The sequence below is a fragment of the Microcoleus sp. S13C4 genome (assembly GCF_036700865.1).
Taxonomy (GTDB): domain Bacteria; phylum Cyanobacteriota; class Cyanobacteriia; order Cyanobacteriales; family Microcoleaceae; genus Microcoleus.
On record NZ_JAUBPS010000106.1, the window covers coordinates 1 to 14780 of the forward strand.

12 protein-coding genes are annotated in these 14780 nt (G+C 45.8%); 10 read left to right on the plus strand and 2 right to left on the minus strand.

The genetic code is table 11. The features are described 5' to 3' along the window. Positions 1-406: 406 nt before the first annotated feature. Positions 407-1642: a tetratricopeptide repeat protein gene (locus QT996_RS26715; RefSeq protein WP_333050357.1), complete on the minus strand. Its 1236-nt coding sequence runs from the start codon at positions 1640-1642 to the stop codon at positions 407-409. A gap of 93 nt (positions 1643-1735) precedes the next feature. Here QT996_RS26715 and QT996_RS26720 point away from each other — a divergent pair, with 93 nt between their 5' ends. The 6 genes from QT996_RS26720 to psbM all read left to right on the plus strand — a co-directional run bounded on the left by QT996_RS26720 (position 1736) and on the right by psbM (position 7307). Next, a complete protein-coding gene (locus QT996_RS26720; RefSeq protein WP_333050359.1) occupies positions 1736-2146 on the plus strand; it encodes a hypothetical protein in 411 nt (136 codons plus the stop codon). 134 nt (positions 2147-2280) lie between these two features. Continuing rightward, a complete protein-coding gene (locus tag QT996_RS26725) occupies positions 2281-3048 on the plus strand; it encodes a methyltransferase domain-containing protein (RefSeq protein WP_333050361.1) in 768 nt (255 codons plus the stop codon). Between the two features lie 76 nt (positions 3049-3124). Continuing rightward, positions 3125-4510 (plus strand): TIGR03279 family radical SAM protein, encoded by a 1386-nt coding sequence (locus QT996_RS26730; protein ID WP_333050363.1) that lies wholly within the window; start codon positions 3125-3127, stop codon positions 4508-4510. Positions 4511-4651: 141 nt separating this feature from the next. Continuing rightward, positions 4652-6553, plus strand: a complete 1902-nt coding sequence (locus QT996_RS26735) for a TolC family protein (protein ID WP_333050365.1) — start codon at positions 4652-4654, stop codon at positions 6551-6553. A 148-nt stretch (positions 6554-6701) separates the two neighbouring features. Further along, complete coding sequence (locus QT996_RS26740; protein WP_333050366.1) at positions 6702-6998, plus strand: 2Fe-2S iron-sulfur cluster-binding protein; 297 nt, start codon at positions 6702-6704, stop codon at positions 6996-6998. A gap of 195 nt (positions 6999-7193) precedes the next feature. Continuing rightward, positions 7194-7307: a photosystem II reaction center protein PsbM gene (gene psbM, locus QT996_RS26745; protein ID WP_006631488.1), complete on the plus strand. Its 114-nt coding sequence runs from the start codon at positions 7194-7196 to the stop codon at positions 7305-7307. A 121-nt stretch (positions 7308-7428) separates the two neighbouring features. On the opposite strand, the gene QT996_RS26750 is transcribed toward psbM, so the two are convergent. Continuing rightward, the gene (locus tag QT996_RS26750) at positions 7429-8280 is read right to left on the minus strand and encodes a universal stress protein (RefSeq protein WP_333050367.1); all 852 of its coding nucleotides are present in this window, start codon (positions 8278-8280) and stop codon (positions 7429-7431) included. A gap of 141 nt (positions 8281-8421) precedes the next feature. On the opposite strand from QT996_RS26750, the gene QT996_RS26755 reads away from it, so the two are divergent. The 4 genes from QT996_RS26755 (at position 8422) to QT996_RS26770 (ending at position 14543) form a co-directional block, all read left to right on the plus strand. Continuing rightward, the gene (locus QT996_RS26755; RefSeq protein WP_333050368.1) at positions 8422-8922 is read left to right on the plus strand and encodes a thioesterase family protein; all 501 of its coding nucleotides are present in this window, start codon (positions 8422-8424) and stop codon (positions 8920-8922) included. A 142-nt stretch (positions 8923-9064) separates the two neighbouring features. After that, the gene (locus QT996_RS26760) at positions 9065-10129 is read left to right on the plus strand and encodes a DMT family transporter (RefSeq protein ID WP_333050369.1); all 1065 of its coding nucleotides are present in this window, start codon (positions 9065-9067) and stop codon (positions 10127-10129) included. A gap of 23 nt (positions 10130-10152) precedes the next feature. Further along, positions 10153-11328 (plus strand): ATP-grasp domain-containing protein, encoded by a 1176-nt coding sequence (locus QT996_RS26765; RefSeq protein ID WP_333050371.1) that lies wholly within the window; start codon positions 10153-10155, stop codon positions 11326-11328. Between the two features lie 191 nt (positions 11329-11519). After that, positions 11520-14543 (plus strand): right-handed parallel beta-helix repeat-containing protein, encoded by a 3024-nt coding sequence (locus QT996_RS26770; RefSeq protein WP_333050372.1) that lies wholly within the window; start codon positions 11520-11522, stop codon positions 14541-14543. Positions 14544-14780: the final 237 nt, after the last annotated feature.

A 14780-nucleotide genomic window follows, 5' to 3' on the forward strand; every position in this document is an offset into this window, starting at 1 on the left:
TTTTTAGCTGGCATTTTTGTAGAGATTGACTAAACTCATTTTTTATTATACCCTATTTAAAGGCACAACAGCTTACTCAAATAAAAAAGCCGCAAAGTTAACGAATTTTTTGATAGTTAAAAATCTATTTAGATAGGGCAGATTGAGATAAAATGTGCGTGCTTTTAACGAGGAAGGCTAATGATTTATCTCCGTCTTTTATTTAATTTTATCTTAAGACTCTTCTTTGATTTACATAACCCATTCACCCGCCCTGTAGTAACTAATAAAAGTCCGAAAAACAATTAAATTATATGAGTATGATAATGTTTAATTAGAACCTAAACTTTTTTAAGAAGTTTAGGTTCTAATTATTCTCTTTTTTAGCGCTTAGTAGTGCGATCGACCTTTCGGAATTTTTGGCAGTTTATTGAAGTTTTCTCAAATTGTTAATGGCTTTTTGATAGTTATCTTGATCACCTTGCTGCTGAAATAAGTCTGCTGCTTTCTGAAAGTCTTGCATCGCCCCGGGCTTGTCTCCCCCTTCAGCGCGGGCAATTCCCCGGCTCAAGTAGGCGTCGGCTAAATTAGGATCGATTCGCAAAGCTGCGGTGTAATCGGCTATAGCACCCTTTTTGTCTCCTAAACGAGAGCGGGTAACGCCGCGGTTTAAGTAGGCATCGGCTAACTTAGGATTAATTTGCAAAGCTCGATCGTAATCGGCAAGTGCACCCTGACGGTCTCCTAAATCATCGCGAGCGTTCCCCCGGTTCGTGTATGCTTCGGCAGAGTTAGGATTGATTCGCACAGCTTCGTTAAAATCGGCTAAAGCACCCTGATTGTCTCCTGAAATATAACGGATAATCCCCCGGTTGTAGTAAGCAAGAGCATCGTTAGGATTAATTCGTAAAACTTCGTTGAAATCGAGGATCGCACCTTGCTTGTCTCCTAATTTAGAGCGCACCATTCCCCGGTTTTTGTATGCAGAGGCATAGTTAGGATTAATTCGCAAAGCTTCGGTGTAATCGGCTACAGCAGCCTTGTTATCTCCCAAACGATAGCGGGTAACTCCCCGGTTGTAGTAGGCTGAGGCATCGTTGGGATTAATTCGTAAAGCTGCGTTGTAATCGGCTATAGCGCCCTCCCTGTCTCCTGAGTCATCGCGGGCATTCCCCCGGCTGATGTAGGCTTCTACATAGTTAGGATTAATTCGCAAAGCTTCGTTGTAATCGGCTACAGCACCCTTATTGTCTCCTAAAGTATAGCGGGCATTTCCCCTGCCGTTGTAGGCTTCTGCATAATTAGGATTAAGCGCAATTGCTTGAGTGTAAGCGGCTATAGCGCCTTGATAATCTCCTTTTTCATACTTTTCCTCACCCCGAATAAAGAAATCTTCAGCTTTTTCCCCTGCCGCCGCAGACGCACTCGGAATCTTTACCCCTACATCCACTTGAGCTGATGCTAATAATCTCAAACTGGTATTAATCGGAATCCCGTGATTGAAAACTGGTTCTCCGTTCAGAATCCCAGTGCTAAAATATTTGAGACTACCGTTGCACAAAAAGCTATGATTTCCCGCACGGCTGGGTTGACAAAAGAGCGCTGTTGTGCTGGCAGAAACAACTAACCCTGTCAGGAGTCCCGTCAAAATTTTGAGTTTCATAAATACATATTTTTGATACATCCTCTCACAGCCAAGCTAAATTCACAACCCAGGACTGATCCTGATTGTAAATGCGATCGACCTTAGCAAACTATGTCAATACCGAAAAAAGGAACAAGAAAAATAATTGTTGATAGGGAGCCTTTCATCTGGCTAATCCGAAGACAAGCTACTAATACGCAAGCAGACTACGGTTGCGGAAATCTTCATGTTGCTGTCCAACACGCTGAAAAACCGGGATCGGTGTTAGTTATCATCACCGATCGACCTCATCCTCAATGTTGGAGTGAAACTAACTGTGAATGGATACCGGTGAAACGTCGAGATGGAGCGCCACCAGAAGTAAGAGTGTGGGAGATTATTTCCACGCAAGAAGTGAAACCCGTAGCACCCTCTGATGCAGCACAATGGATACAACAAGCAGTGCAACTTAGATGGCAGCCTCCGCTACCCGGAATCACTTTTAAGGTGCGGATTGCAGGAGTGTTTATGGAAAGAATATAATGCTGTATATTTAGCAACCCGACAAGTCAATTCTGTTAAAGACAATTCACTCGCCTCGGCTGAATTGGGCGATCGCCCGATTCAGCCTAGACAAGTTAAACTGTAAACATTCTCCGCTAGCCACATCCTAAACTATGACCGCACATCAGGAATCCATCATCGACCAGTTCACTCGTCAGGCAATTCCCTTCTCTAAATTGTACGCTCACACAAATCAAGAGTCTCTGTACCTGCTGAGAGAAATGGCGAGTGTATCTGACAAAGACACAGTTCTAGATGTTGCTTGCGGTTCAGGTATTGTTAGTTGTGCTTTTGCGGAAGTTGCCAGTCACGTTACTGGCATTGATATCACACCAGCGATGCTCGAGCAAGCCCAGATTCTGGCGCAACAGAAAAACTTGATTAATCTGTCCTGGCAACAAGGAGATATTGAAACACTACCATTTCCCGATGCTAGTTTTTCTCTTGTTCTGAGTCGTTACGCTTTCCATCATTTTTTGCAGCCAGATGTTGTTCTATCAGAGATGGTTCGCGTATGTCGTCCAGGTGGTCGAATCCTGATTGCTGATGTTGCTTTGCCACCGGATAAAGTGAATGCTTATGACCGGATTGAGAAGTTGCGCGATCCCTCTCATACTCGCGCCTTGACTCTGGAAGAGTTTCCAAAATTAGTCGCAGATGCCAATCTTCAAAATGTTAAATTGGCTTTTTACAAGGTAGAACTTGGGCTAGAACAACAGTTAGCTGCTTCTTTTCCCAACCCCGGCGATGACCAGAAGATCCGAGAAATTTTTAGAGATGATATTAGTGTTGATAGTCTCGGAATTGGCGCGCATTTTCGAGGCGATGAAATTCATTATGCGGTTCCAATTGCTGTCATCGTTGGCGATAAAGTAGCCTAAGCTGTATCAACTCAAAACAAGTGTAACACAGTCCCACTAATAACAACAAATAACTAATTATTAATAACTAATAAATATGAGCGAATTATCAATCCTGCCCGCCCTGATCACCAAAGTTATCCCCGACAGCATCGGCGCCGAAATCGGATTTGAAGCAGGAGACTCAATCGTGGCCGTCAACGGTCAAAAACCCCGCGACTTAATCGACTATCAATTCCTGTGCGCCGATGAATTTCTCGAACTAGAAGTTTTAGATGCCAAAGGCAAAACTCACAAGTTAGAAATAGAAAAAGAGTATGACGAAGACTTGGGAGTGGAATTTGAAACTGCTCTTTTTGATGGACTAATCCAGTGCAACAATCGCTGCCCTTTTTGCTTTATCGACCAGCAGCCTCCGGGAAAGCGCGAAACTTTGTATCTCAAAGATGATGACTACCGACTTAGTTTTCTTTATGGTAGCTATCTCACTCTGACAAATTTGACTCAAAAAGAGTGGGATCGAATCGCACAAATGCGGCTTTCTCCTCTGTATGTTTCCGTACACGCTACGGAACCGGAAGTGCGAATTAGGCTGTTAAAAAATCTCCGCGCTGGGCAGATTCTCGAACAAATTAAATGGTTTCAAGAACGCCGCTTGCAACTTCACGCTCAAGTAGTTGTTTGTCCTGGTATTAATGATGGCGAACATTTAGAACGCACTTTGTTAGATTTGGCAAAGTTTCATACCGGAAATATTCCCGCTGTCGCCTCGGTGGCTGTAGTGCCGGTGGGTTTAACTCGCTTTCGCCCAGCAGAAGATGAACTAATCGCAGTAACTGCGGAAAAAGCGCGAGAAGTAATCGAACAAGTGCAGAAAATTCAAGGGCTTTTGAGTACAGGAAAAGGTGGCAAAAAGGCGAAAAAGCAGAATTCAAAATCGCGCTGTATTTGGCTGGCTGACGAGTGGTTTTTAATAGCGGGTTTAGAGTTGCCATCGGCTGCCGATTACGAAGATTACCCGCAAATTGGTAACGGTGTCGGTTCTATCCGCCAGTTTATCCAGCAGTTTGAAACGGCTTTTGAGAAGCTGCAACCGATGCCAGTCGAGCCGCCGCGCAAGTTAGTTTGGGTGGTGGGGAATGCTGTAGAAAAAGCTTTTGAGCCGATCGTACAACAACTAAACCAAATTCCCGGCTTGTCCGTCAACATGGCAGCACTGTGCAGCCACTACTGGGGACAAACTATCACTGTCACGGGTTTGCTCACCGGGCAAGATTTGCTGGAATCTTTGCAGGGGCGAGACTTGGGAGATGGCATCCTGCTGCCCTCGGTGATGCTAAAACAGGGGGAACCGCGTTTTCTAGACGACATGACCCTCGAACAGCTCGCCAGCTCGCTGAAAACCCGGATTTTGCCGGTGAGTGGAGTAGAGGAACTAATCTCGGCGGCGATCGGTCTGGCAACTGCTGAAGTTAAATTCTAAATTTTGAATCGAACATTCAAAAGTTAAGATGAGTATGGTAATTGTGACTTGTAACCGTCGAGTTCAGGCTACAGACTAGAAACTTGAGACCTCAATCTTGCTCTAAAATTGTCTCTAGGATTGCAGAGTAATTAAAAAATTATGCGTGTTTTTCGTCAAATCGTGGTAGTCGGAGTAGGCGCTGCAATTACTTTCAGCAACGCCCCACAGAGTGCTTCAGCACAGCCTCCGGCTCAATCTCAGGACAGTCCCGCCCTTAGCAATCAGCTCGTCGAATTAGGGCAGAATATTCGATCGACCTCGAACACAGCGCCAGAATCAGCATCAGCACCCGAACAGTCGATCGCCCTTAACCCTAAAACCTCCGAGTCTCAGCAGCAAGGGGGAGCAAAGATCGCATCAACTCGAACCCAGCCCGAGCAAGCATCAAAGCCTCAACAGGCTGCTCCGGCTTCCCCATCAACTCTATCTCAGGGCGGTTCAACGCCTCCGCCTCTAAGAGGGTTGGAACCGAGAGAGACTCAGCAGCCTTCTGGGAACCCTCCCAACAATATTCCTGTGCCCAGTTCCCCGGTACCGATTCTCCGAGGCACTCCGAACGAAAGTTTCCCTCCTGTGCCCCCGAAGGGCATTTTAGATACTAAGCCTCCGACTTCCCTGGAACCCAACCCGAATCCGCTGCTGTTTCCGACAAAGCCAGAGGATGTCAGGATCGAGCAAACTGAATCAATTACCTTGCAGCAGGCGATCGACCTCGCCCGCCGCAACAGCCAAGTTTTGCAAATCGCCGGAAAGCAAGTGGAACAAAGCAGATCTGCTTTGCGCGAACAGCAAGCTGCTCTTTATCCAGACCTGAATTTTCAAATGGACGCCAGCCGTTCTGTAAGTGCCGGCGGAGAACTAGGAATCCGGGCTGCACAGCGCCGCCTCAACTCTCGGGCTAACGGAACCGGGCAGCCCGCCCCCCAAGCCGGCACAAATTTCGGCAGCAACAGTCTCAACAGCACTTTGCAGTTGAGCTATGATGTCGATTTGTTCGGAAGACGGCGCGCTAACATCCGCGCTGCAGAGGAACAGTTGCGCCTTCGGGAACTCGATGTGGAACGCCAAGCCGAGCAACTCCGCTTCGACACTGCTGAGGCTTACTACAACTTGCAAAACTCAGACGGACAAGTTGCCATCCGCCAAGCTTCGGTGAGAAATGCCCAGCAAAGTTTGCGGGATGCCGAAGCCCTGGAACGGGCAGGGGTGGGAACCCGGTTTGCTGTGTTGCAGGCTCAGGCAAATTTGGCTAACGAAGTGCAACAACTGTCAGTTGCTCGTCGTGATCAGCGAGTTGCCCAGCGGCGTCTGGCTGAAATTTTGAATATCAGCCAGTCAACGAACTTGACAGCGGCTGACCCGGTAGAGCAAGCGGGATCTTGGAGGCTATCTTTGGAAGAGAGTATCGTGCAGGCTTTTAAGAATCGCCCCGAGTTGGAACAGCAGTTGGTGCAGAGGGATATCAGCAAGCAGCAGAGGCGATCGATTCAGGCGGGGCGTTTGCCTCAACTGAGTGTTGGGGGTAGTTATAACGTCCTGGGACAAGACCCTGACGACCCCAACCCGTATGCTACTCGCGGCTGGGCGGACGGGTATTCGATCCGGGCGAGCCTGACTTGGAGTATCTTCGATGGGGGCGCGGCGAACGCGAGGGTGAGACAGCGAAATGCTGATATTACGATCGCCGAAAGTCGATTTGACCAACTCCGCAACCAGGTTCGCCGGGAAGTGGAACAAGCTTATTTTGGCTTGGAGTCGAGTTTTGAGAATATCGAAACTTCAGAGGCGGGGGTTTTGCAGTCAAGGGAAGCTCTGCGTCTGGCCCGACTGCGGTTTCAAGCTGGCGTGGGTACTCAGACGGATGTGATTCAGGCGGAAACTGATTTGACTAGGGCTGAGAGAAACCGATTGTCGGCAATTGTCACCTACAACCTGGGACTTTCGTCTCTCCAGCGGGCTGTGAGCAATCTTCCGACTAATAACCTCTCGGATGCTCCTTAAGATTCGGTTGGGACGATTCCCTAAGGGATAGCTACACTCGCGCGTACCTTTAATCACAAAGGCAATTAGACATCGGGTATTAAACGTCCGACACATTAGTTAATATTTTGTAATAGAGTTCGATGTCAACTGCGTTAAGGAATCGGCAATGGCCAATATCAAGTTTGTGAAGGAAAATCAGGAAGTCATCGCAGCAGACGGAGCCAATTTGAGGCTCAAAGCTCTAGAAAACCGCATCGATTTGTACACATTTTCGGGAAAGATGATGAATTGCGGGGGCTACGGTCAATGCGGCACCTGTATTGTGGAAATTGTCGAGGGAAGTGAAAATCTGTCGCCCCGGACTGACTTTGAGAACCGCAAGCTCAAGAAGAAGCCCGAAAACTATCGGTTGGCTTGTCAAGCTACGGTCAACGGCCAGGTGAGCGTGAAGACTAAGCCCTAACTGCCAGTGGGTATTGGGCATTAGGCATTGGGCATGGGACAAAAGGAAATAAAAATTCTTGGATTCTGAATTTTGATTTTTTACCTATTCCACTGTCTAGTGCTGGCTTCTGCTGTATTCAAGTTTGCCTTCTACCTTTGAGTGATATCCTAGTTGTGTGTATTTTCCTATTTTCCGATAGAGGCGAGCGTCTTCATGGAAGTTAACGATTTAGGGTTTGTGGCAACCATTCTGTTTGTATTGGTTCCCAGTGTTTTTCTAATCATTCTGTACATTCAAACGGCTAGCCGTCAAAGCAGAAAAGATTAGCAACTGCTGCTGTTTCTGTCTGATGCAAGCTGGTTGCAAAAAAAAGCGCCAACAGCTTTTTGCTGAGGCGCTTTTTTTGTTAACTGTTGAGTGTTAGCTGCTAACTGTTAATGATGAGATTCTAGCCGACTGTGCGGGCTAGCAAGACGGGACAGTTGGCATAAACTCGCACGTAGTCTGATAGGGAATTTCCCAGGAGTCGATCGATATCCACAAAGTTTTTGGCAACGTTAGGCCGCCGATCTGGGGAACCGAGCACCAACAAGTCTGCATTCAAGTCGTCTGCAATTCGACAAATTTCTTCCCCTGGCTTGCCTGTAGCACTCACGCAGCGGTAGCTAACTCCCATTTGTTTCGCTAGTGCTACTGCTGGGGCTAATACGGCGTCTTTTTCAGCACTTGCTGTTAAATCTGTGCTGGCTTTTCCCGTCAAATCTTTGGTGACGTGTACTAAAATTATCTCTCCGCCACTGACTTCTTTGACCAAAGATAGCGCAAGCTGTAATGACTGTTTGGCAGCTTCTGATTTGTCTACCGCCACCATGACGCGCTTGATTCTTTTGACGTAGATGTCGTCTTTTACTAACAGCATCGGTCGGGATGTTAGCTGGAAAACGTACTGGCTGACTGAGTTTTCCAAAATCGATTGCAGCCGTCCGAGTCCCCGCGAACCCATGATTACTAAGTCGGATTGTTCTTCTTCTGCGACTTGGCAAACTGTTGTTTTGGGATCTCCCTGTTTGAGTCGAGGATTAACTCTGCTGGGATCTATTTTTAAAGACTGGACTGCTTGTGCTAAAATCTTTCCTCCTTCTTCCAACTTCTCGGCCATGCCATCGGATGTTACTTGGGGCGGCACGACGTGCAAGACGGTGACAGAGGTTTTTTGCAAGGAAGGGATGTCCATCAACATATTAAACATCTCTTCGCACAAGCCGCGACCGGCGACGGCTACTAAAATTTTTTCTATCATGGTTTTGGCGGTAAAAACAGTTGAGTTTTCTTGTGCGACGTTAAACTAGGGCGTTGGTACTCTAGTTTCTTACTGTCAAGCATAAGCCTGAAGTTTGACTTATGATTTATAGAAATGTAGCGTTTTGGAACAATTTGTAACGTGTTAGAGAACGATCGAACTCAACCAGAACTCGCACCGGCTGGTGCTATTCAAAACCGGCGCGGGATGGACTCTGAGGGCTGGTTTGAATATTTGGTGCGAGTGTACCCTCACCATACTGACTACAGCGGTGCGGTTTGGCACGGTAGTTATCTGGCTTGGATGGAGGAGGCTAGGGTGGAAAGTTTGCGCTCTCTTGGCATTCAGTATGCAGACTGGGTGGCGCAGGGTTTGGAATTGCCTGTGGTGGAACTTTCCCTACGCTACCACCGGGCTGTACAAATGGGTCAATCTGTGGCAGTCAGAACGCGGATCGCTGCTACCGAGGGTGTGCGGCTGCTTTGGGATTACGAAATTCGATCGGCTGATACTCAGGAGTTATATGTGACAGCACAGGTAACTTTGGTTGGTGTCGATCGCGACAAGAACAAGATTATCCGGCAATTGCCGCCGGCGCTAAAGGAGGCCTTGACGAGGCTTTCTGTTAAACCTTCAACCTAAACTGCTGTTAACTATAAAAAATAGTTGGTACAGCCCTAGTAAGTAGAGTGCGTGACTTTTGAGTCACTCCATTCGTCGCCCAAATTTTCTTTCGTCACGCACCCTACACAACTGCCTTCTGCCTTCATTGGAAATTTTAATAATGTCAAAAAAACTGGAATTGCCAGAGCCCAATATTGAACTTCTGGGCAAGATTTGCGAGGATAATGAGTTAAACTCCGCTTTAACAACTGAAGAAAAGACAAGTATTGTTTCTAGAAGCCCGGAGAATTTAAAAAACGGTGAATTAGCTGACAGTCAAGGTAAATTTTGGGCGATCGTTTCGCTGTCGGCGGCGCTGCTAGCGGTGTCGCTGGCTGCGATTTTTATTAGGTTGAGCGAACGGGAAATCAGCCCGAATGCTACTGTTTTTAACCGTTTGTGGATAGCAACTGTAGTATTTGGAGTGTGGAATGGTGCGGGTGCTGCGCGTCGCCGAATGTCTGGGGAACAAGTTGAAGAGCGATCGAGCTACACTCTGCAGGATGTGATGCTGTTAACAGCGGTAGGCGTGGTTTCTTCTGCTTCTGTGGGTTTCTGGGCCTGGTCACTGAGTCAGACCAATGTCGCTAATTCTACTGTACTGCGAAACTTAACTCCTTTATTTACTACTTTCGGGGGATGGCTGCTGTTGGGGCGGCGCTTTGACAACAGGTTTTTGGTGGGACTGGCGGTGGCTTTGTCTGGCGCAATTGCGATCGGAATGGACGATTTGCAAACTGCTGGAGACAATCTTGTCGGCGACATTGCTGCTCTTTTATCGGCGATGTTTTATGCAGGAAATCTGCTCATTTCAGAACATTTGCGAACCAAGTTTCCGGCAACCACTATATTGATGTGGCGCTGTTTTATTGGCAGTATATTGGTTTTGCCACTGGTTCTGCTGGCGGGCGATCGAGTTTTCCCTTATTCTGGGCAGGGATGGCTGGCTGTAATTGCTTTGGCGGTGATTTGCCAAGCTTTCGGTCAGGGACTGCTTATCCACAGTCTAGGTCGTTTGTCCTCGGAATTTGTAGCTTTTTTCCTGCTGCTAGAACCCGTAATTACGGCTATTATGGCTTGGGTGCTGTTTTCGGAAAGTTTGAGCTTGTTTAATTGGTTGGCTTTTTCTGTGGTTTTGGCGGGAATATATTTAGGAAAATCTAGCGGTTCTGTCGCTCAAAAATGAAACACAAAGGAAAAAATACTTAAATGATTCCAACATCAATTGGCATGAATCGCTGGCATTATGACTTTAGTTTGCTGCCTCACTATTTAGAGGTGCTGTTTGCTAAATTGCGGATTGCTGTAGTGTTCGGCGGCGACTGTGGTCGCCCTGGTTCTGTGATTTACAAAACTCACAATCCCCGCGCTTGGAAGAGTTACGAAGTCGTCGCCCGCGAGATTGCTAAAGCCTTAGCAGAAATTGGTTTTCAGCAAGTCTTTGTCATGCCTGATGACATGAAGTTAGGCGAACAACTAAAACAAAAAAATATCCATTTAGTGTGGATGAATACTGGCGGAGTCCAGGGCTACAATCCTGTTTGTCACACTCCCGCATTGTTGGAAATGTTGGGAATGCCTTATGTCGGTCACAATCCTCTAAATAGTTCAATTTTAGATAACAAACACGCTTTTAAACGGGAACTGCAATCAGTTGGAATTAAAACCGCTCCGTTTATGACCTGGCATCCTTCTCAAGGGATTTTGCATCCTCATTTGCATCAGCGTTTTGCCATTGCTTTTGGTGACTATCAAGGGCCGTTTGTTGTTAAGCCAGTATCCGGTCGCGCTTCCCTGCACGTTCATTTTGTAGACAAGATTGAGGGTTTGTCTCAGGCAGTTTCGGAAGTTCACCGAGACACTCACAATACTGCTTTAATTGAAAAGTATTTGCCTGGACGAGAATTTTGTGTAGCGGTTTGTGGCTATGTTAAATATGCTAAAGGCGGTTTCTCTAAAAATACGCAACCTTTGGCTTTTTCGACGATAGAGCGCGTGCTGGAGCCTGACGAACGTATCTTTACTTCTATGGATCAAAAGGCGATTACGGCCGACAGAGGACGGTTGATGGGGGGTGAGGAACCTGAACTCAAACAAGAGTTAATTGAGTTAGCTCGAAAAATTTATTGGGAGTTTAGTTTGAACAGTTTGGTGCGTATCGATGTCCGAAGTGATGCTGATGGCTCACTTTATGTTTTGGAAGCAAATCCCAAACCTGATCTGAAACATCCAGGGGAAAATGTGACGAGTTTGGTAGCTTTAGGTTTGGCGGAATACGGAATGAGTTATAACGATTTAATTTTTAGTTTATTGGCGGATAGGTTGGATTATTTGTTGACTCAGCATATCGAAATTATTCCTCATATTGTGGATTTGCTTCATTAATCGGACTTGCAGGGTGCGCTGGGCGCACCTTACCTGTCAACAAAAGGGATTTGTAAAGAAATATAAATTGTTGAGCCAAGTGAACACAGGCTGGCAAGTTGTGATAGCTTTGAGTAAGATAGCGAGTTGTGGATGTCCATTTTTTTGGTCAGCATCAAAATCACTAAATTTATATTAATTGGATAAAACAAATGGAAGCATTACTTTTATTAATAGGAGTTGGAGGCGGGGCATTAGTCTGCTGGCTAATTTTGAATAAGCGAAATTCACGCAATTTGGTGCGGATGCAGGGTTCGCAGGAGGCTATATCGAATTTGGCGGCTCAGTTGGATGCCAGAAATTCGGAATTGCGGCAAAAGGTGCAGCATGAAAATCAGCTAAATTCTGAATTATCGCAGTTGCAAAGTCGGTTGGAAACTGTGACTCGCGAGCAAGATTTTTTAAAAAATCAAGTGGCGGAAATGGAAGGATTTTTGGCAGGAATTGCCCAGGATCGATCGCAAATTGATTCTCTGATTGCTGATTTGCAGTTTCAGCTAGAAAATGCTCAGCAAGCTGAGTCGCAGTTAACAGAAGTGGCAGAACTTAAATATCAGTTAGAAGTTGCGGATCAGGAGCGATCGCAACTTAACGCTCAATTGCTGGAAATGCAAGCCGAGTTAGAGACGGTTGATGCAGAACGTTCTCAATTTCACGCTCTGCTGTCGGAATTTGAGAGTCAGTTGGAAACGGCTAGCCAAAGCAGATTGCAGGTACAGTACCAGTTGTCAGAAATTCAAATTAAGTTCGATCGCTCCATAGAAGAGCGGGAGCAACTTCAGTCTCAACTGTCGGGTTTGCAAGCTCAACTGCAATTAGTCGAAGCAGAGCGATCGCAATTTACTTCGGAATTGTCAGAGCTACAAGCTCAATTGGAGAGTGCAGAGCAAGAACGCGAAATACTCAACTCTCAATTGCAAACCCCTCGCGAACAAGCACAGGAACCTCCTTTTGAATTATTAGAACTGCAAAGACAGTTAGAAGCTGCTAATCTGGATAAAATGCAGTTAAACTCTCAAGTTCATGAACTACAACTTCAATCCGAAATGGTTGTTTTAGAGCGAGAGAGACTGCTGTCTGAGTTGTCAGAATTGGAGTCTCAGCTACATCGCCAGGAGGGAGATAGCTCGCAACTCCAGTCTCAGTTATCAGAACTGCAAGCTCAATTAGAAACTGCTAACACAGAACGCTCGCACCTTTATTCTCAACTGTCGGAATCCCAAGGTCAAATCGAGACAGCCAACCAGAGCCAAACTCAACTTCAATCTCAAGTATCCGACTTAGAAGCTCAGCTAGATAGTTTGAGTCAAAATCGCTCTGAATTAGAATCTCAGCTAGAAATAGCTAACACAGAACGATCGCAACTTTATTCTCAACTCTCGGAAATTCAAAGTCAAGCCGAGACAGCAAACCAAAATCAAAATCAACTTCAATCTCAAATCTCTGAGTTAGAACACCAGCTAGAAAGTGTGCGTCAAAATCGCTCGGAATTGGAATCTCAACTCACTTCTCAATTCTCGGAATTGCAAAGTCAAACCGAGACAGCAAATCAGAATCAAAATCAACTTCAATCTCAAATCTCTGAGTTAGAACACCAGTTAGAAAGTGTGCGTCAAAGTCGCTCGGAATTGGAATCTCAGCTCACTTCTCAAATTTCGGAATTGCAAAGTCAAATCGAGACGGCAAATCAAAATCAAAATCAACTTCAATCTCAAGTATCCGAGTTAGAAAATGAGCTAAATAGCTTGCGTCAAACTCGCTCTGAATTAGAAGTTCAGCTAGAAACTGCTAACACCGAACGCTCGCACCTTTCTTCTCAACTCTCCCAATTGCAAAGTCAAATCGAGACAGCCAATCAGAATCAAACTCAACTTCAATCTCAAGTATCCGACTTAGAAAATCAGTTAGAAAGTGTGCGTCAAAGTCGCTCTGAATTGGAATCTCACCTCACTTCTCAAATTTCGGAATTGCAAAGTCAAATCGAGACGGCAAATCAAAATCAAACTCAACTTCAATCTCAAGTATCCGACTTAGAAAATCAGCTAAATATTCTGCGTCAAACTCGCTCTGAATTAGAAGTTCAGCTAGAAACTGCTAACACCGAACGCTCGCACCTTTCTTCTCAACTCTCCCAATTGCAAAGTCAAATCGAGACAGCCAATCAGAATCAAACTAAACTTCAATCTCAAGTATCCGACTTAGAAAGTCAGTTAGAAAGTGTGCGTCAAACTCGCTCTGAATTGGCATCTCAGCTAGAAACGGCTAACAGAGAACGATCGCATCTTTATTCTCAACTCTCGGAAACTCAAAGTCAAATCGAGACAGCAAACCAGAATCAAGCTCAACTTCAATCTCAAGTATCCGAGTTAGAACACCAACTAGAGACAGTTTATCAAGAACGCTTGCTGCTAACATCGCAACTTTCCGAAGCGGGCGATCGACAATCTGAGCATTTTGAGCCGGAATCAGAACAAATTGAAGCATCTACTTCAGATACCAAAGTTGGGAAGAGTCAAGAATTTGTTGTTTCTCAGCAGGGTCAAGGCGATTATACTACTATTAGCGAAGCGCTGAAAAATGCAGCACCGGGCACGCGCATTGAGGTGCATCCAGGCGTTTATCGCGAAAGTCTAATTCTCGACAAATCGGTAGAAATTATCGGCAGCGGAGAGGTTGATCGCATTGTGATTGAAAGTATCAACTCAAACTGCATTAAAATGGCAACTGATACTGCTTTAGTGCGGGGTTTAACCCTGAGCGCAACTGGGAAATATTACGCTGTAGATATTCGCAAAGGCGAGTTAATCATAGAAGACAGCGATATCACTTCTGCGGACTATTCTGTGGTGGGAATTTGCGGCCCTGATGCAAATTCTATCCTCCGCCGCAGTCAAATTCATGATGGGGTATGGAACGGAATTTTTATATCGGATAATGGGAAAGCAACGGTAGAAGATTGCAGTATTTTTGACAACGGCAGCTTAGGAATAGGTGTCGGATTGGGAGGAAAATTAATCGTGCGTCGGTGTCGGATTAATGGTAATGAAGGTGAGGCGATCGCCGTTTACAGAGATGGCATTGCTACCGTGGAAGATAGCGATTTAACGGGCAATGCTGGGGGTGCTTGGCGCCTTGCAGATAACGGATACTGGAACGGCAAAGGCAATCAAGAATAGAAGAGGGAAGAGGGAAGAAGGAAGAGGGAAGTTCGGCAACGGATTCTGTAACGGATGTAACGGATGTAACTGATGTCAGGAAGAAGGCAGAAGGAAGAGGGAAGAAGGAAGAAGGAAGAAGGAAGAGAATTCCCAATTAGCGATTCCCAATCCCCGATTGCCAATAAGCTGTTGTGCCTTTAAATAGGGTATAATAAAAAATGAGTTTAGTCAATCTCTACAAAAATGCCAGCTAAA